Consider the following 19,447-nt stretch of genomic DNA (forward strand, 5'->3'; position numbering starts at 1 on the left):
AAAATAATTACTTTTACCCATCGTATTTTGTATGTCGAAACACAAATTTACGATTCATTTAAAGAAGCCATCTTTTTGGCTTCTTTTTTTATTTAATTATATCGGACAACAATGAATTATAATATAGTATTTAAACTTATTTTAATCCAGCTAAACTTTGTTCGATAGTCGCAATTTTGGCTAATGAATCCGTCTCTTTTTGTCTTTCATTTATCAAAACTTTCTCTGGTGCTCCAGCCACAAATTTCTCGTTTGCAAGCTTGTTTTGAACTGACTTAAGGAAACCTTGCGTATAAACAAGTTCCGCATTTAGTTTAGCTATTTCAGCTTCAACATCAATGTTTCCAGTTATAGGAATAAAATATTCATTAGATTTAACACGGAAAGATAAAGCGCCATCCACTTTGTCAGAAACATATTCTAGTGCAGTAATGTTGCCTAATTTGGTTACGACCGAATCAAAATAAGTTGAGGCTTTATCGTTGTTAATTGCTTTAAGCTCGATTGCATCTTTAAAAGGAATATTTTTGTCCTTGCGGATTGTTCTAATTCCAGAAATCACTTCTATTGTGTGATCAAAATCTGCGATTAGCTTTGTATTGAAAGGTTTTATTTCTGGCCAAGTAGATACAATTAATGCTTCTTCTGTAGTTCTTTCAGCAATAATTTGCCAAATTTCCTCTGTCAAAAAAGGCATAAATGGATGCAATAATTTCAAGTTGTTTTCTAGCATTTCAATCGCTTTTGCAAAAGTTACGCTGTCAATTGGCTGTTGGTATGCAGGTTTAATCATTTCCAAAAACCAAGAACAGAAATCGTCCCAAACCAATTTGTATATTGCCATTAGAGAATCAGAAATTCTGTATTTCTCAAAATTATCTTCAATTTCTAGCAATGTTTGTTGCAGTTTAGCTTCATACCATTCTATTGCCACTTTTGAAGATTCTGGTTGCGGAATTGCATCTGAAACTTCCCAACCTTTAATCAATTTGAATGCATTCCAGATTTTGTTTGTAAATGCTTTTCCTTGATTGCATAACTCCTCATCAAACATAATATCGTTTCCTGCCGAAGCGCTTAAAAGCAACCCAACACGAACACCATCAGCACCAAATTTCTCGATTAAATCCAAAGGATCTGGTGAATTCCCTAATGATTTAGACATTTTACGTCTTTGTTTATCACGAACTAATCCAGTCAAGTATACATTCGTAAATGGTTTTTTGTCTGTATACTCATAACCCGCAATGATCATTCTAGCTACCCAGAAAAATAAAATATCTGGACCAGTCACTAAGTCATTTGTTGGGTAATAATATTTAAAATCTTCACTTTCTGGATCCATAATTCCACCAAAAACAGACATTGGCCATAGCCAAGAAGAAAACCAAGTATCTAAAGCATCTACGTCTTGTCTAAGATCAGAAATTTGAAGTTCGTTGTTAGCCGTTTTTTCTTTGGCTAAAGCCAAAGCTTCTTCAATAGATTCAGCTACAACAAAATCTTCTTTCCCGTCACCGTAGAAATAAGCAGGAATTTGTTGTCCCCACCACAATTGACGAGAGATATTCCAATCGCGAATATTATTTAACCAGTGTGCATACGTATTATTGAAACGTGCTGGGTGTAATTTAATATCACCATCAACTAAAACAGATTGAATTGCTGGCTTCACCAAATCCTCCATTTTTAAAAACCATTGATCAGACAAACGAGGTTCGATAACTGCTTTTGTTCTCTCTGAAGTTCCAACTTTATTCAAGTGAATCTCTGTTTTTTCTAAAGCGCCAATTTTCTCTAGTTCATTTGCAATTTCTTCACGAACAACAAAACGGTCTTTCCCTTGATAATGTAAACCGAAACTATTTAAAGTAGCATCTTCATTGAAAATATCAACAATTTCAAGATTATGCTTTTCACCTAAAGCTTTATCATTCATATCGTGAGCAGGAGTAACTTTTAAGCATCCTGTTCCAAATTCGATATCTACATATTCATCTTCTATAATAGGAATCACTCTCCCGCAAATAGGAACTATTGCTTTTTTCCCTTTCAAATGAGCAAAACGCTCATCATTTGGATTTATACAAATTGCAGTATCTCCAAAAATAGTTTCCGGACGCGTTGTAGCAATCGTAAGAAAGTCTTGAGTTCCTTCTATTTTATACTTTAGGAAATATAATTTTCCTTGTTGTTCTTCATAAATAACTTCTTCGTCAGACAAAGTTGTTTTAGCTTCGGGATCCCAGTTTACCATACGGTATCCTCTATAAATCAAACCTTTGTTATATAAATCAACAAAAGACTTTATTACAGATGCCGACATATCTGGATCCATGGTGAACTTGGTTCTCTCCCAATCACATGAAGCTCCCAGTTTTTTAAGTTGGTCAAGAATTACACCTCCATATTTATCAGTCCATTCCCAAGCATGAGCAAGAAATTCCTCACGAGTTAGATCATTTTTATTAATTCCCTCCGCTTTTAATTTTGCCACCACTTTAGCCTCTGTCGCTATTGAAGCATGATCCGTTCCAGGAACCCAGCAAGCATTAAATCCTTTAAGACGCGCTCTTCTAATTAAAACATCTTGAATAGTATTGTTTAACATGTGTCCCATGTGCAAAACACCTGTAACGTTAGGCGGTGGAATTACAATGGTATATGGGGTTCTATGATCTGGCTCAGAATGAAAATAATTATTTTTCATCCAGTAGTCATACCATTTGTTTTCTATAGTTTTAGCGTCAAATTGTGCAGGAATAGTCATATAAAGCAACTGTTAAAACCAAAATTATACTTTGGTCTGATATTTGTAATTGATATAGCGAACAAAAGTAAATAATTCTGCACACTATAAAAAGATAAATAAAAATTTGTGCATTAATTAAAAGAAACTATTTTTACTAAATGATTCTAAATAACTAAAAATGAAAAAAACGATAATTTTATTCGCATTTGCACTGATAAGCAGCATTGGTTTTGCCCAAAATGGACCAAAGATTGTATTCTCTGCACCTAATAACACAATCGATTATGGAAAGGTTACCAAAACAGAAAATGGTACGCGCGATTTCGTTTTTACAAACACTGGTAATGCACCATTGATTATCACTAATGTACTTTCTACCTGCGGATGTACAGTGCCTACAAAACCTACAGAACCTATTATGCCAGGAAAAACAGGTAAAATTACAGTTAAATACAATATGGCTCCTGGACCAATCAGAAAAACTATAACTGTAGAATCAAATGCAGTGAACTATGATGAAGGAAGAGTAGCTTTAAAAATAAAAGGAGAAGTAATTATTAAATAACTTATTCACTCTTAAATTCAAAATGCTTCTGAAAGTTTTTCAGAAGCATTTTTTTTTATAAAATATCATCTAGTTTAAATCTAAATTTAAGAACTTGATTTTCACGTTCTATCTCTAGTGTAATCCATTTTAAACCTTCAGACCGGAACATAGAATTAATATTTTCTAAAGAATATTTATAAGTAGCGCTGCTGTTTACTTTTAAAAGTATATCACCTTTTTGTAATCCTATATTTGCCGCCGCAGAATTCTTACGAATATGTGCGATTTCATAAATAGGTTTTAATTTAAATTTATATTTGAAGTCCGATTTTGCGCTGTAAACGTTTGTTTCGCTGGTTCTAGATCTTAAAGGAACTGTTTCCATAGGTACTGTTTCTTGAACCCATTGTAATCCGTTATGTTGGATTTCGATACCGCTCTTGTTGTAACTGAAAGCAGCAGTATAATTACCATTTTTTTTGAGATATAGTAGTTCGTTTTCATAATCGAAAACTACATCAAAACGCTTCATTATTTCGCCACCAATTGAACCCATTCTACCGGGAACCATACTTACATTCCGAATCGAAATGGAATCCGGGAAAGAGGCTACTAAATTGTTAAATTCAAAATCTGCTACTTTAAATTTTTGTATTCTACCGCGTTTTCCTTCAATATCGCCACTAAATCCTTTTCCTAAAAAATCATCAAAGTTTTTAAAAGGAATGTTTATTTTTTTTGTGCGATCTTCAAAAAGCCACACAGCGTCGCTATTGCCAATATCAATTAATAACTTAACTGGTATTTCTTCATTTTCTAAAGTGACAGTAGTTTTTAAATAGGGCTTAGACTTTTCGACCGTGATAGGAATTGCTTTAAACTTTTTTTCTATTCTACTTTTATTTCTTGGGCTGTCTTTATAGACGACAATTACTTTCTTTCGATAATTAATTTCGACCAAATTATTTTTAAAAAACTGATAACCTATAATACCGTTTACAGGAATCCCAATTTGAGACGATAAATTAAATTCAGGATCCAAAACGATGTAGAGCTTATGCTGCTTCATTTTTAAAGTACTAAACTCTAAAATATTGTTTGTAGATTTTAACCCTTCAACAGCCGTTTGATTCCCAAGACCTCTCAACAAAACCTTTTCAGTATTTAAAAAACGCATTTCTTTTTTTTCTTCTAGACTGAAAAGAATAGTCTCTGAAACTCCTGTATCTAATAAAAAATTTAGTTCGATACCATTTACTTTGATAGGAACAAATACTAGGTTATTAATTAATTTGAAAGGGATTTTAATTTTATAATTTCCATCTTCAAATAGAAATCCTTGCTGCGAAAACACAGGTAAAAAAAGTAGAGAAATAGTAATTAAAAAAAGTCTTTTTAGCATCGTCATTCTTTTACATAAAAATACTGAATTAATCCAGTGAATAATGCAGATTTAACAATTTATACACTTTTTATTTGCAATAAATTCCGAAAAAAAATCGCAAATTTGCAATTCAATAATATTAAGACTATGCCAAAAATATCAAACAAGGGCAAACTAATGCCTGAATCACCGATACGTAAATTAGTTCCGTATTCGGAAATAGCTAAGAAAAAAGGACATAAAGTATATCACTTGAACATAGGTCAACCTGATATCAAAACTCCTGAGGTTGCGATGGAAGCTGTTAAAAATATCGATTTAACAATTCTTGAGTACAGTCATTCTGCAGGAAACGAGAGTTATAGAAAAAAACTAGCTGCCTATTATACAAATCAAGGAATACCAGTAAACATTGAGGACATTATTGTTACTACTGGTGGATCAGAAGCTTTGATGTTTGCTATGGGAAGTACTATGGATCAAGGAGATGAAATCATTATCCCAGAACCTTTTTATGCGAATTACAATGGATTTTCAACGGCATCAGGAGTTAATGTAATACCAGTTATTTCGACTATCGATACTGGATTTGCATTACCAGCGATTGCTGATTTTGAAAAACTAATTACTGCAAAAACAAAAGCAATTCTTATATGTAATCCTGGAAATCCAACAGGATACTTATATTCGAAAGAGGAAATCATGCAGTTAGCTGCTTTAGTTAAAAAGCACGATTTATTCTTAATCTCTGATGAGGTTTATAGAGAGTTCACTTATGATGGAGATATCCATTATTCAGTGATGAATGTTCCTGGACTTGAAGAGCATGCAATTATGATTGACTCTGTTTCTAAAAGATACAGTATGTGTGGTGCTAGAATAGGTTGTATTGTTTCTAAGAATAAAGAATTAATGACAACTGCAATGAAATTTGCACAAGCTAGATTAAGTCCGCCAACAATAGAGCAGATTGCAAGTGAAGCAGCATTAGATACTCCGCAAAGTTATTTTGACGAAGTAATTTCTGAATATAGAGAACGCAGAGATACATTAGTAGAAGAGCTAAACAAAATAGATGGGGTTATTGTGAGCAAACCGAAAGGTGCTTTTTACTGTATCGCACAATTGCCTATTGACAATGCTGATGCTTTTGCTCAATGGTTATTAGAAAGCTACGATTTGAATGGTGAAACTGTAATGGTTGCTCCAGCGGCAGGCTTCTACTCTACTCCAGGAATGGGTTTAAATCAGGTTCGAATTGCTTATGTTTTAAAGAAAGAAGATTTAATAAGCGCAGTACGAATTCTAAAAGCTGCAATTCCTGTTTATAACGCTATGCAGGTTAAAGCATAATAATAGATTTCTATACTCGTGGAAACGAAATGGTTTTTTTAAAATGCGGCAACTTTATAGTTGCTGCATTTTTTTTTGGTCTACAGTCCGAGATACATTTCAATCAGGAAAAGTCAATCGTATTTTTAAAATGTAGTATTAATAAATGTATGACTACTCTCAATTTAGCACCGAACCTTTAATTATGCTAGCTTTAACTTTTTTAAAACTGTTAGTTTGAACTGAAATAGTGCACGCTATAGAAATTCTTTAATTTTTATTATTTACCTTTACGCTTTAAATAAAATTACAAAATATAATAGTTCCTTTTAATGATAAATAAAGAAGAATTTCAAGACGAAATAGGAGATAATCACGTTAGTTTATCCGCAAAAAACCCAGTGAGAGATGATGCTTTTGCCATTTCTGATGATGAGAAAATTGAGAAAATAAAAAAAGATGTTGAGAGTATTTTATTAACCTTAGGAATGGACTTGACAGACGATAGTTTAAAAGGAACACCTAATCGTGTTGCTAAAATGTTTGTGAAGGAAATCTTTGGTGGTCTTAATCCAGAAAAAAAACCTAAAGCTTCAACATTTGATAATAACTATAAGTATGGCGAAATGCTGGTAGAGAAAAATATCATTGTATATTCTACTTGTGAGCACCATTTATTACCAATTATAGGAAGAGCTCATGTAGCTTATATTTCAAACGGAAGAGTTATTGGTTTATCAAAAATGAACCGAATTGTTGAATATTACGCGAAAAGGCCACAAGTACAAGAGCGTTTGACTATGCAAATTGTTCAAGAATTGCAACTAGCACTAGGTACGGAAGACGTTGCTTGTGTTATTGATGCAAAACACCTTTGTGTAAACTCAAGAGGAATCAGCGATATAGAAAGTAGTACCGTAACTTCAGAGTTTGGTGGGAAATTTAAAGATAGTGTTACTCGAAGAGAATTTTTAGATTACATTAAACTAGAAACTAAGTTCTAAATCCTTATAATCCTTTACCGCGACAAATTAAAGGGGAAGTAGAAATAAGTCTAAATTACGTTCTCAGCAATAAATCCTAGCCCTGATCGTAGTGGAAATCCTTTCTATTTTTTCTTAAAAATGGAAAGATTGAAGCGGAAAGCAGGAATTAGCTCCTAAAAAAAATAAACTAAATGCCTTTATACGAAACGCAAACACTCAAAATATACAATTCTCTTTCAGGAGAAAAAGAAACATTTAAACCAATCCATCAAGGAAATGTTGGGATGTATGTTTGCGGACCTACGGTCTACAGCAATGTGCATTTAGGAAACGTACGTACCTTCATGTCATTTGATGTTATTTTTAGGTATTTTTTACATTTAGATTATAAAGTTCGTTACGTTAGAAATATTACTGATGTTGGACATATTGTTGATGATGAAGACGAAGGTGAAGATAAAATTGCAAAAAAAGCTCGTTTAGAACAGCTGGAACCTATGGAAGTAGTTCAGCGCTACACGGTAGATTTTCACGACATCCTAAACGCATTCAACTTTTTGCCACCAAGCATTGAGCCGACAGCTACAGGTCATATCATTGAGCAGATAGAAATTATCAAAACTATAATTGATAACGGAATTGGTTATGAAGCTAATGGATCTGTTTATTTTGATGTAGTAAAATTTAATAAAACCAATCATTATGGCAGATTAAGTGGACGTAATATTGAGGATATGTTGGCTAATACTAGAGATCTTGATGGTCAAACTGACAAAAGAAATCCGCAAGATTTTGCACTTTGGAAAAAAGCAGAACCGCAGCATATTATGCGTTGGCCCTCACCTTGGAGTGATGGTTTTCCAGGATGGCACCTAGAATGTACTGCAATGAGTACAAAATATCTAGGGAATCACTTTGACATTCACGGAGGCGGAATGGACTTAAAGTTCCCGCATCATGAATGCGAAATTGCTCAAAACGAAGCTTGTACGGGTCAAACTCCAGTTAATTACTGGCTTCATGCCAATATGCTTACGTTGAACGGTAAAAAGATGGCCAAATCAACAGGTAATAATATTTTACCAAGAGAAATACTTACAGGAGAAAACACAATTCTTAGTAAGGCATTTTCAGCTTCTGTAGCACGATTTTTCATGTTACAAGCTCATTACCGAAGTATTCTTGACTTTTCTGATGATGCAATTGTTGCTGCAGAAAAAGGGTACAAACGATTGATGGAAGCACTAAGTGTAGCTAAAGAGATTACACCAAATTCAAAAAGTACTATTGATATTTCAGCGTGGAAACAGTCTTGTTACGATGCAATGAATGACGATTTCAATTCACCTATATTGATAGCACAATTATTTGAAGGTGTAAAATTCATCAATTTACTAAATGATGGTAAAGAAAATTTGACGTCTGCTGACTTAGAATCTTTTATAAAAGCTATGAACGCTTTTGTATTTGATGTCTTAGGTTTAGAAGACGAGAAAGTATCTGACAGCAATAACGACAAACTAGAAGGAACAGTTAATATGTTGATCGAAATGAGAAAGCAAGCTAGAGATAATAAGAATTTTGCCTTATCTGACCAAATTAGAGATCAATTAGTTGCTTTAGGAATCCAGTTGAAAGATGGAAAAGAAGGAACTACTTTTAGCGTTTAGTATATCTATTTAAAAATCAGAACTGATTAAATATGATTAAAAAAATTCTCATATTTCCTTTTGTGGTATTAGTGCGTTTTTACCAAACTGCAATCTCTCCTTTTACACCTGCATCTTGTAGATTTGAGCCGACTTGTTCTACCTATATGCTACAAGCATTACAAAAACACGGATTACTTTATGGTGGCTTTTTAGGCCTAAAAAGGATTGTGAGTTGTAATCCTTGGGGAGGCAGTGGATATGATCCGGTTCCTAATGAGAAATGCAATCACCAACATTAACCTTTTATTAGTAGAAACCTTCCTTTTATTACATATTTTTACAACTGATTAAAAAAAAACAATAAATGACACATGCTTTAAACATCGTTTGGAATCCATCAGAGGGAATAGATTTAGGTTTTTTTATGATTCGGTATTATAGCTTGATGTTTGTAATCGCCTTTGGCTTGGGTTGGTACATAATGAAAAATATTTTCGAGAGAGAAGGCGAATCTATAGAAAAACTGGATTCTTTATTCATTTGGACTGTTCTAGCGACATTACTTGGTGCACGTTTAGGACATGTGTTTTTCTACGATTGGGAATATTACAGCAATCACTTGACGGAAATTCTATTACCTATTAGAGAAAACCCAAATGAATCCTTATTTAATATTATACAAGGATGGGAATTTACAGGTTTTACTGGATTAGCGAGTCATGGAGCTGCTATATCAATAATAATAGCGATGTATTTTTACAGCAAAAATGTTTTAAAAAGACCACAAATGTGGATTTTAGATCGTGTAGTAATTCCAGTTGCTAGTGGCGCTATTTTTGTACGTTTAGGAAACTTTTTCAATTCTGAAATTATAGGTCATCAAACAACTTCTAGTTTTGGAATACGATTTGTAAGAGATCATTTCAGTCCAATGGATGCTGTAAATGCTACTGGAATACCAAATCCGCAAGCAGCTTACGCAGCTATAGCTCAAGACCCTAAATTCTCTGCATTATTAGCGCAAGTACCGGCAAAACATCCTACACAATTATATGAAGCATTTTGTTATATTTTTGTATTTGCAGTATTATTCTTCATGTATTGGAAAACAGAAAAAAGAAAATATACCGGTTACATTTTTGGCATGTTCCTAGTTCTTTTGTTCACGGTTCGATTTATCGTAGAATCAGTGAAAGAAAGCCAAGGTGGTTTTGAAAGCGCATTAGGTCTGTTTTCAACTGGACAGTGGCTAAGTATACCTTTCATCATTATTGGTCTTTATTTTATATTTACAGCTCAAAAGGAACATGTAAACTAATAAAAAATAAGTTGAAATCAGAAAGCGCTAACTAATTAAATTAGATAGCGCTTTTTTTATGATTGCAATTTAATATAAAATTGAGAGCAACTTGAAGTTGAAATAGTATTTCAATTCTGAAATAGATTAATTAAAAGAAACTGTTTTAAATTCTAATGATGTCTGAAATAAATTATTAAGAGCGCATTAGTTGAGAGGCTTCCAGCGTGACAAAGTGATGGCACATTATTTAGTTGTAACGTACATTTAATTTAATGTTAACTCACTCGTTTAGGATGCTAAAGATCTTGGTCTAACTAGAAAAAAATAACATTTTAGGACCTTTTAAATATTTAATGAGAATAAATGATAATTCAGAATATGGTGGAAAGTACCTTCAATATAAAATAGAATCTTTCCCACACTCTGAATTAGATCTATTAATAAATCTTACTTTGATGATCTCAACATTGCTAAATTAATAATTTAAGGTTTAACTCTTCCCTCAGGTAAACATTGAACACTCATCTGAATTTTATTTCTAAAACAGATATTATTTTAATCCAAAAAAAAAAGAGATTCAACTTTCGCTGAATCTCTTTTCTACATTTATTTTAAAGCTAATTAAGCTTCTAGGTGATTAACTTCAACTTTATCTTTATCTTCTTTAGAGATTGTATCTACAAGAATTGGTGTTGCGATAAATAGCGAAGAATAAGTTCCTACTACAATACCAATCAACATAGCGAATATAAATCCTCTGATTGATTCTCCACCAAAAACAAACATAATTAACAATACAACAATCATCGTTAACGAAGTATTTATAGTTCTTGACATTGTTGTGTTAATAGATTGATTCACGATGTCAGCAAATGTACCTTTAGTTTTACCAGCTAAATATTCACGAACCCTGTCAAATACAATAACAGTATCATTCATTGAATATCCAATAACGGTTAGAATCGCAGCGATGAAATGCTGATCGATTTCCATTCCAAAAGGCATGAACTTATAACATAATGAATAAACACCTAAGACAAAGATTACGTCATGCGCTACTGCAGCAATCGCACCTAAACTATATTGCCATTTTCTATAACTGATCATTAAGTATAAGAAAACTAATGCTAATGAACCTAAGACAGCCCAATATGCATTTGTTTTGATATCTTCTGCAACAGTTGGTCCAACTTTAGAAGCTTGTAAAACTCCTAAATTTTTACCGTCGTAAGCGTTAACAAATTTATCATAAGTCATAGCAGAAGAATAATGTTGTTTTAAATTCTCAAACAACAGCTTATTAACTTCTTCATCAGCTTTAGTTCCTGGCTCTTGAACTTTATACTTAGTAGTTATTTTTAACTGATTGTCACTACCAAATACTTTTACTTCGGCGCTACCATCAAAAACTTTTTCTAACTCTTGTTTTACTGTTTCAGTTGAAACTGGTTTTTCAAAACGTACTTGGAATGTTCTACCTCCAACAAAATCCACACCTTGATCCAAACCATTTATAGCTAATGACGTGAAACTTACAATTACAATAATCGTAGAGATTAAATACGTCCATTTCTTCATACCTAAGAAATTAAAATGGAAGTTTGTAAATATGTTTTTAGAGTATTTAGTAACAAAAGTTAAATCATTCTTTTTACTAATATTCCAATCAATAAAGATTCTAGCGATGAAAATAGAAGTAAACAATGAAGTTATAATACCTATTAACAAAGTAGTAGCAAAACCTTTAATTGGTCCTGAACCAAATATAAATAATACAGCTCCAGTTAATATGTGTGTTACATTCGCATCAGTAATAGATGACATTGCACCTCTCCAGCTATAAGAAGTCTTAACGGCTTCATCAAGTGACTTACCAGCACGTAGCTCCTCTTTTGCTCTTTCGTAGATAATAATATTTGCATCTACTGCAGTTCCCATTGTAAGAACGATACCAGCAATACCAGGTAAAGTTAATACTGCACCAAGACTTGCAAGAATACCAAATAAGAAAAGTAAGTTAACTGCTAATGCAACGTTAGCATACCATCCTGCTTTACCATAGAAAAACATCATCCAAAGTGATACAATAATTAATCCCCAAACTGCTGAACTAGTACCATTATCAATTGCCTCTTGTCCTAGGGATGGTCCTACCACTTCTGACTGAACAATGTCAGCAGCAGCTGGTAATTTACCTGCTCTTAAAACGTTAGCTAAATCTTTAGTTTGTGTTACATCAAATGCTCCTGAAATTTCAGATCTTCCACCTGAAATAGGTCCGCTAGAAACTCCTGGTGCAGAATAAACCACATCATCAAGTACAATAGCAATATTACTTTTTTGAGTGTATGCTCTTCCTGTTAACTCTTCCCAAGATTTTGCACCTTGACCGTCCATTTGCATAGAAACAGCTGGTTTACCTAATTGATCAAAAGTATCTTTTGCATCAGTAACAACTCCACCGCTCATAGCAGGAACGTTGTCTCTATTTCCTTTTAATGCATATAATTCAACTGCATCTACTGATTTTCCGTTTGCATCTTTAATTGCTGAAGGAATTCCCCAAACAAATTTTGCGTAACGTTGATCTCCTGCAAGTAAAATTCTAATATCTGCTCTCTTAAAATAACCGTTAACAACAGCAGTGTCCTTTGGTGAGAAAAGACCTAAAACTGGTCCACCACCTTGAGCCATGATTTTATCTAATAAAGGATTATTTCCTTTTTTAGTCGCAGCAGAATCTTTACCATCAGATAACAAAGCACTTAATGAATCTTTTACAACTGGTTTTACCTCAGCAATATTAACCTCAGTTTTTTTCAATGACTCATTAGCAGCCATTAAAAAATTACCAATTTCTTCAATTTTATAAGTTTCCCAGAACTCAAGTTGAGCAGTACTTTGTAATAATTTTTTAATTCTATCAACATCCTTAGCACCAGGAAGTTCAACAAGAATTCTTCCAGATTCTCCTAATTTTTGAATGTTAGGTTGTGTTACACCAAATTTATCGATACGTTTTCTTAATACGCCAAATGCACTCTCTACAGACTCATCAACTTTTCTAGAAATAACCTTCTTTACTTGTGCATCAGTCATTTGAAAATCTACTCCACCTTCACCTTGCAAGCTTCTGTTTGCAAAAATGTCTGGTGCAGCTAATTTTACAGTTCCATTTGAATTAGCATCAAAAGCGTCATAAAATGCATCTAAATAGGTTTGATTTCCTTTTTGATTCACAGTTGCATCAGCCAAAGACTTATTGAAAACTGGATTTTTAGAATTATTAGATAATCCTTTCAAGATATCTTTAACCGAAATTTGAAGAATAACATTTATTCCTCCCTCTAAGTCAAGACCTTTGTTGATTTGTTTATCACTAACTTCATTGAAAGTGAAATTGGTAAAACCAAGATTAAATACTTTCTCTTTACCAATAGAGTCTAAATATTTAACTTCCTTCTCAGAATTCCCATTAGCAAAAGCTTTTGCATCGTTTTTTACTTTACTTGCAACAAAAGTGAAAGAAAGTTGGTAAATACTTACCAATGCAAATAGAATTGCGAAAAATTTAATAAGTCCTTTATTCTGCATTATTACTAAAAATTAATTATTTTTTATTTATTTATTTTTGCTTTAAACCCTATACAGAAGCACTTCAGGAACTTTTTTAAGATGAAAAAAGAACATATTGAGCAACCTAATTTTTTTTAAACCGAGCAAATATATAATTATGGTTAAGATTAACCAATTTATTTATCGATTAATCTCAAGAAAAAAGACTGCAAAGCTGCAGTCTTCTATTTCTTTTATGTAATTTTTATACCAAAATCGATTTTAGAGCGTCATTCATTTGTCTAACAGCATCCGCGCTTTTAGCAAATAAAGCTTTTTCAGCATCATTTAATTCAATAGAAAGAATTTCTTCAACTCCATTTTTACCAATGATACAAGGAACACCAATACAAATATCATTTTGACCGTATTCTCCTTCTACAAAAACAGAACATGCAATCATTTTCTTTTGGTCATTTAATATACTATCTACTAAGAAAGCAACAGAAGCACCTGGAGCATACCAAGCTGAAGTTCCTAAAAGACCTGTAAGTGTTGCACCACCAACCATCGTATCAGCAGCAACTTTATTTAATTGCTCTTCTGATAGAAATTGAGAAACTGGAATTCCATTGTAAGAAGCTAATCTTGTTAAAGGAATCATTGTAGTGTCTCCGTGTCCACCAATAACCATAGCAGAAATATCGTTAGCTGGTTTGTTTAAAGCTAAAGACAAATAAGTTCTAAAACGAGAACTATCTAAAGCTCCACCCATTCCAATAATTCTATTCTTTGGTAATCCAGTTGATTTTAATGCTAAATACGTCATAGTATCCATAGGATTAGAAACCACAACAATAATAGTATCCGGAGAATGCTTTAATACATTTTCAGCTACTGTTTTTACAATTCCTGCATTTATTCCTATTAGTTCTTCTCGTGTCATTCCTGGCTTTCTAGGAATTCCTGATGTAATAACTACTACATCACTTCCTGCTGTTCTAGAATAATCATTAGTAACACCAGTCACTTTTGTATTAAAACCTGTATTAGTAGCACATTGCATAATATCTAAAGCTTTACCTTCAGCAAAACCTTCTTTGATATCTAATAATACTACTTCGCTAGCAATTCCTCTATAAGAAATTACATCTGCACACGTTGCTCCTACATTTCCTGCTCCTATAATGGTAACTTTCATTTTTTATAGTTTATTTGGTTGTTTGTCAATATTAAATGAAAACGTTCGCTTTTCGAATAAAAGGCGAACGTTTTAATAAATTTTTATGCGTCAATTTTTGCATAAACTGCATTTTTCTCAATAAATTCTCTTCTTGGTGGAACCTCATCACCCATCAACATAGAGAAAACTCTATCAGCTTCTGCTAAACTGTCAATAGTTACTTGGCGTAAAGTTCTAAAGTTAGGATCCATAGTAGTTTCCCATAACTGCTCTGCATTCATTTCTCCAAGACCTTTGTAACGCTGAATTCCTGCACTTCCGCCCATTCTTTCATTCGCTTGATCACGTTGAACATCATTCCAAGCATATTCTTTTTTATTTCCTTTTTTAACTAGATACAAAGGTGGTGCTGCAATATAAATGTGACCATGTTCGATTAATTCTTTCATAAATCTAAAGAAGAATGTCAAAATCAAAGTAGAGATGTGACTTCCATCGACATCGGCATCACACATAATAATTACTTTATGGTAACGTAATTTTGAAATATTCAATGCTTTACTATCCTCTTCAGTACCTACAGTAACACCTAAAGCAGTAAATATATTTCTAATCTCTTCATTTTCAAAAACTTTATGATGCATTGCTTTCTCAACATTCAAAATCTTACCACGTAATGGTAAAATAGCTTGGAATGCACGATCACGACCTTGCTTAGCCGTTCCACCTGCCGAATCTCCCTCGACAAGATATACTTCACATTTTGCAGGATCTTGTTCTGAACAATCAGAAAGTTTTCCAGGCAATCCACCGCCACCCATCACGGTTTTGCGCTGAACCATTTCACGAGCTTTCTTAGCTGCGTGACGTGCTTGTGCTGCAAGAATTACTTTTTGAACGATGATACGAGCATCATTTGGATTTTCTTCCAAATAATTTTCAATCATTTCAGAAACTGCCTGAGAAACTGGAGAAACTACTTCTCTATTTCCAAGTTTAGTTTTGGTTTGTCCTTCAAATTGTGGCTCTTGAACTTTTACAGAAATGATAGCAGTTAATCCTTCACGGAAATCATCTCCTGCAATATCAAATTTAAGTTTATCCAACATTCCAGATGCATCCGCATATTTCTTCAATGATCTTGTAAGACCAGTTCTAAAACCTTGCAAATGCGTTCCTCCTTCATGCGTGTTAATATTATTCACATAAGAGAAAATATTCTCGGTATAACTAGTGTTATAAATCAAGGCAACCTCAACTGGAATTTCACCTTTATCATTATCCATCGAAATTACGTGTGCAATAATAGGCTCACGATTTCCATCTAAATATCTGATATATTCTTTAAGACCTTCATCAGAATGAAACACCTCTGAAACGAAATTCCCGTCTTTATCTTTTTCTCTTCTATCTGTAAACGTAATTGTAATACCTTTATTCAAATAAGATAATTCACGCATTCTAGCCGATAAAGTATCATAAGAATACTCAACTGTTTGCGTGAAAATTGTTGGATCTGGATAAAAAGTCACTACAGTTCCTCTCTTACCAGCTACTCCAATTTGTTTTACTGGATAAAGTGCTTTACCTTTTTCATATTCTTGCTCATAAACATTACCATCAGCACTGTAAACAGTCGCACGTAAATGTTTTGACAAAGCATTTACTACAGAAACACCCACACCGTGAAGTCCTCCAGAAACTTTATAAGAGTCTTTATCAAATTTTCCACCAGCACCAATTTTGGTCATTACAACTTCCAGTGCAGAAACACCTTCTTTTTTATGAATCCCAACTGGTATACCACGTCCATTATCTTCCACAGAAATTGATCCGTCCTCATTTATATCTACAATAATTGTATCACAATGGCCGCCCATTGCCTCATCGATAGAGTTATCTACTACTTCATAAACTAAATGATGCAGACCTCGAACACCCACATCTCCAATATACATCGAAGGACGCATTCTTACGTGCTCCATTCCTTCTAATGCTTGAATACTATCTGCTGAATAACTGTCCTTCTTGATTTCTTCGCTCATATTTTTATTCTAAAAAAATGTAATTTTTGTCTAACACGCAAATATATAAAAACGCAAATTAGATAAGCGTTAAATTACCTTTTAAAGCCTTTAAGTTATTAACATTTTCCCATTTCAAACTAATAAAAACGCTAATAATTTAAACTTTTTAGTAAAAATAAAATTTTGCCATTATAAATAACTGTTTGTATTTTTGTAGTATGAATGATAACTTCACGACTGAATATTTCGGTATCGGTATACAAAATGGTAAAACACCTGAAAATCTGGGGGTTTTATGGCGCTCTGCGCAAAACTTAGGTGCTAGTTATATTTTCACAATCGGAAATCGATACGCAAAACAAGCTTGTGATACGCATAATGCTGTAAAATCTATGCCGTATTTCCACTATGAAAATTTTGAAGATTTCTATAAAAATTTACCGAAAGGCGCGCGATTAGTTGGCGTTGAATTGGATGAAAATGCAGAAGACTTAGAAACTTTCGAACACCCAAGAAGATGTGTTTATTTATTAGGCGCTGAGGATAACGGACTTACTAAACAGGCGATTGAAAAATGCCATTTTTTAGTAAAATTTAAATCAGAAAAAAGCTTAAATGTTTCGGTTGCTGGAACTATCGTACTCTATGATAGAGGATTAAATAAACCAAGATCGTAAAAAAAGCTTTTTTGTAATACTGAGATCAATTTATATTGCATTTCTCTCCTAAACAAAGTAAATTTATCTGTTTCAAACAAAATTTCATTACTAAATACCTAGGCTTAAAGCGCGACATTCTAAAAATGAAAAGTCATAATATTCAATGGTTTCACACTAATTATAATTCTAAAATTTTTATTAAAGTTCGTGTACAAGAATTAGTCGCATAAAATCGATTTTGCAAAAACTTGCATAGATGAGTAGATCAATATATAATGACTATAAATTTTGTTTAAAAATCGTCCTATTCAAAAAAATAATGATTAAACAAAATAGTACTTTATACAGCATTTGCTTTTTTAGCAATTGCAGTATCTGCTTTTACATGCGCAGCGTTTGCTCTTCCGCTTGGATCTTGATTTTCTTGCCATTTAGGTATCCATTTCCTCACTGTTTGAGCAGCGCTCACTTGCGGGAAATGCTTATTAAAAATAGATCGATATAAGTAGGCTTCTTTAGTTGTAGGTGCGTTATATAAAAATTCCTTGGTGGCACCTTCTAACTGCTCATCAGTAACTTGCGAAGAGCAATACTCGATTAACTCATCGATCCAACTGTACCCTACTCCATCAGAAAATTGTTCTTTTTGTCTCCATAAAATCTCATCAGGTAAATAAGGATCATTAGGAGTGTCAAATGCTTTTCTCAATATATATTTTTCTTTCCCATCATAAGTTTTAGGCATTTTTTCATCTGCTTTGATACGAATTGCTAAATCCAAGAATTCTTTGTCTAAAAATGGCACTCTAGCTTCTAATCCGTGAGCCATTGTTGATTTGTCAGCTCTAAGTAAATCAGCGGTAAAAAGTTTTTGTACTCTCTCGATTGTTTCTTTTTGGAATTCTTCGGCAGATGGTGCATTTCTAAAATATAAGTAACCTCCAAAGATTTCGTCAGCTCCCTCACCTGAAAGAACTACTTTAACTCCCAAATCCGTTATTGCTTTTGACAAAAAATACATAGGTGTACTTGCTCTAATCGATGTTACATCATACGTTTCGAGATGCCAAATTAATTTATCTAATATTGTAATTCCTTGGTCAACAGTAAAATAAATTTCATGATGTTCTGTACCTAAAAAATCAGCTACTTGCCTTGCTGCTTTAGCATCAGGCGCATCAGCATTTAATCCTATAGAAAATGAATGTAATTTTTTACCGCTTTCCGCCAATAAACGAGAAGCAATTGCAGAGGTCAACGACGAATCTAATCCTCCTGAAAGTAAAACTCCAATAGGCACGTCACTCATTAATCGTTTTCTAGTGGCTTCAGTTAAAGTTTTTCTAATTAAATCCAAATCTAATTCCTGATCTGCTTTTAAGTGATTTTCGTATTCTGGTTTGTAGTATTTGACAAAACCTGTTTTTTGGGTGTAATAATGTCCTGGTGGAAAAGTAGAAAAAGTTTTGCACTGATCTGCGATAGGTTTCATTTCTGAAGAAAAGTAAATTCTTCCTCTTTCATCTAATCCATAATATAAAGGTTTTACGCCCATTGGATCTCTACCGGCAATAAAATCATTTCCATCTACAACAACAAAAGCCCAATCTCCATCAAGCATATTGCAGAAATCGTAACCAAATTCCTCATATAGATGAACTATAACTTCAGAGTCGGACTTGGTTCTAAATGTGTGTTCTTTTAAAATACCATCTCTTAATTCCTGATGATTATAAATCTCACCGTTGTGAACCATATATGCAGTTTTAGAACCTTGAATAGGTTGCTTCCCAGAATGTAAATCGATAATTGATAATCTTTCATGACTTAAAATATGTCCGTTCTCTGTAACATGAATATCACTTTCATCTGGTCCACGATGAGACATTCTCTTTGAAAGCTCTCTAACAAGTTCTCCATCTTTCCCTTTTCCAATGATCGCTAATATTCCACACATAAATATTCTTTTTTAAATCCTTACTGTAATTTACATAATACAAATATGAGCGATTGACTTTTAAAACAAAATACAAAATCATTATTTACTTATAAATTGTTACTAAATATCTA

13 protein-coding genes are annotated in these 19,447 nt (G+C 33.1%); 7 read left to right on the top strand and 6 right to left on the bottom strand.

The features are described from left to right. Positions 1-136: 136 nt before the first annotated feature. Positions 137-2,770, bottom strand: coding sequence for a valine--tRNA ligase (locus RCH19_RS00005; RefSeq protein WP_343021506.1), 2,634 nt, complete (start codon positions 2,768-2,770; stop codon positions 137-139). 160 nt (positions 2,771-2,930) lie between these two features. Here RCH19_RS00005 and RCH19_RS00010 point away from each other — a divergent pair, with 160 nt between their 5' ends. After that, positions 2,931-3,317 carry a DUF1573 domain-containing protein gene (locus RCH19_RS00010; protein WP_343021507.1) on the top strand — a complete coding sequence of 129 codons (387 nt, stop codon included), beginning with the start codon at positions 2,931-2,933 and terminating at the stop codon, positions 3,315-3,317. A 55-nt stretch (positions 3,318-3,372) separates the two neighbouring features. Here the strand turns inward: RCH19_RS00010 and RCH19_RS00015 are convergent, their stop codons facing one another. Then, positions 3,373-4,701: an aspartyl protease family protein gene (locus tag RCH19_RS00015; protein WP_343021508.1), complete on the bottom strand. Its 1,329-nt coding sequence runs from the start codon at positions 4,699-4,701 to the stop codon at positions 3,373-3,375. 129 nt (positions 4,702-4,830) lie between these two features. Between RCH19_RS00015 and RCH19_RS00020 the strand changes: the two genes are divergently transcribed. From RCH19_RS00020 to lgt, 5 genes are all read left to right on the top strand, one after another. Continuing rightward, the gene (locus RCH19_RS00020; protein WP_343021509.1) at positions 4,831-6,036 is read left to right on the top strand and encodes a pyridoxal phosphate-dependent aminotransferase; all 1,206 of its coding nucleotides are present in this window, start codon (positions 4,831-4,833) and stop codon (positions 6,034-6,036) included. A 311-nt stretch (positions 6,037-6,347) separates the two neighbouring features. Then, the gene (gene folE / locus RCH19_RS00025) at positions 6,348-7,019 is read left to right on the top strand and encodes a GTP cyclohydrolase I FolE (protein ID WP_121924223.1); all 672 of its coding nucleotides are present in this window, start codon (positions 6,348-6,350) and stop codon (positions 7,017-7,019) included. 173 nt (positions 7,020-7,192) lie between these two features. Then, positions 7,193-8,671 carry a cysteine--tRNA ligase gene (gene cysS, locus RCH19_RS00030; RefSeq protein ID WP_121924222.1) on the top strand — a complete coding sequence of 493 codons (1,479 nt, stop codon included), beginning with the start codon at positions 7,193-7,195 and terminating at the stop codon, positions 8,669-8,671. A 32-nt stretch (positions 8,672-8,703) separates the two neighbouring features. Then, positions 8,704-8,952 carry a membrane protein insertion efficiency factor YidD gene (gene yidD, locus RCH19_RS00035; protein ID WP_121924221.1) on the top strand — a complete coding sequence of 83 codons (249 nt, stop codon included), beginning with the start codon at positions 8,704-8,706 and terminating at the stop codon, positions 8,950-8,952. 65 nt (positions 8,953-9,017) lie between these two features. Next, positions 9,018-9,971 (top strand): prolipoprotein diacylglyceryl transferase, encoded by a 954-nt coding sequence (gene lgt, locus RCH19_RS00040; protein ID WP_343021510.1) that lies wholly within the window; start codon positions 9,018-9,020, stop codon positions 9,969-9,971. A gap of 603 nt (positions 9,972-10,574) precedes the next feature. Here lgt and secDF read toward each other — a convergent pair. The 3 genes from secDF to gyrB all read right to left on the bottom strand — a co-directional run bounded on the left by secDF (position 10,575) and on the right by gyrB (position 16,736). Next, positions 10,575-13,547 (bottom strand): protein translocase subunit SecDF, encoded by a 2,973-nt coding sequence (gene secDF, locus RCH19_RS00045; RefSeq protein WP_343021511.1) that lies wholly within the window; start codon positions 13,545-13,547, stop codon positions 10,575-10,577. A 226-nt stretch (positions 13,548-13,773) separates the two neighbouring features. Continuing rightward, the gene (mdh, locus tag RCH19_RS00050) at positions 13,774-14,709 is read right to left on the bottom strand and encodes a malate dehydrogenase (RefSeq protein ID WP_343021512.1); all 936 of its coding nucleotides are present in this window, start codon (positions 14,707-14,709) and stop codon (positions 13,774-13,776) included. An 83-nt stretch (positions 14,710-14,792) separates the two neighbouring features. Further along, positions 14,793-16,736, bottom strand: a complete 1,944-nt coding sequence (gene gyrB / locus RCH19_RS00055) for a DNA topoisomerase (ATP-hydrolyzing) subunit B (protein ID WP_121924217.1) — start codon at positions 16,734-16,736, stop codon at positions 14,793-14,795. A 200-nt stretch (positions 16,737-16,936) separates the two neighbouring features. Between gyrB and RCH19_RS00060 the strand changes: the two genes are divergently transcribed. After that, positions 16,937-17,395 (top strand): RNA methyltransferase, encoded by a 459-nt coding sequence (locus tag RCH19_RS00060; protein WP_343021513.1) that lies wholly within the window; start codon positions 16,937-16,939, stop codon positions 17,393-17,395. Positions 17,396-17,717: 322 nt separating this feature from the next. On the opposite strand, the gene asnB is transcribed toward RCH19_RS00060, so the two are convergent. Further along, positions 17,718-19,334, bottom strand: coding sequence for an asparagine synthase B (gene asnB / locus RCH19_RS00065; RefSeq protein ID WP_343021514.1), 1,617 nt, complete (start codon positions 19,332-19,334; stop codon positions 17,718-17,720). Positions 19,335-19,447: the final 113 nt, after the last annotated feature.

The organism is Flavobacterium sp. PL12, from assembly GCF_039123485.1.
Classification (GTDB): Bacteria; Bacteroidota; Bacteroidia; order Flavobacteriales; family Flavobacteriaceae; genus Flavobacterium; species Flavobacterium weaverense.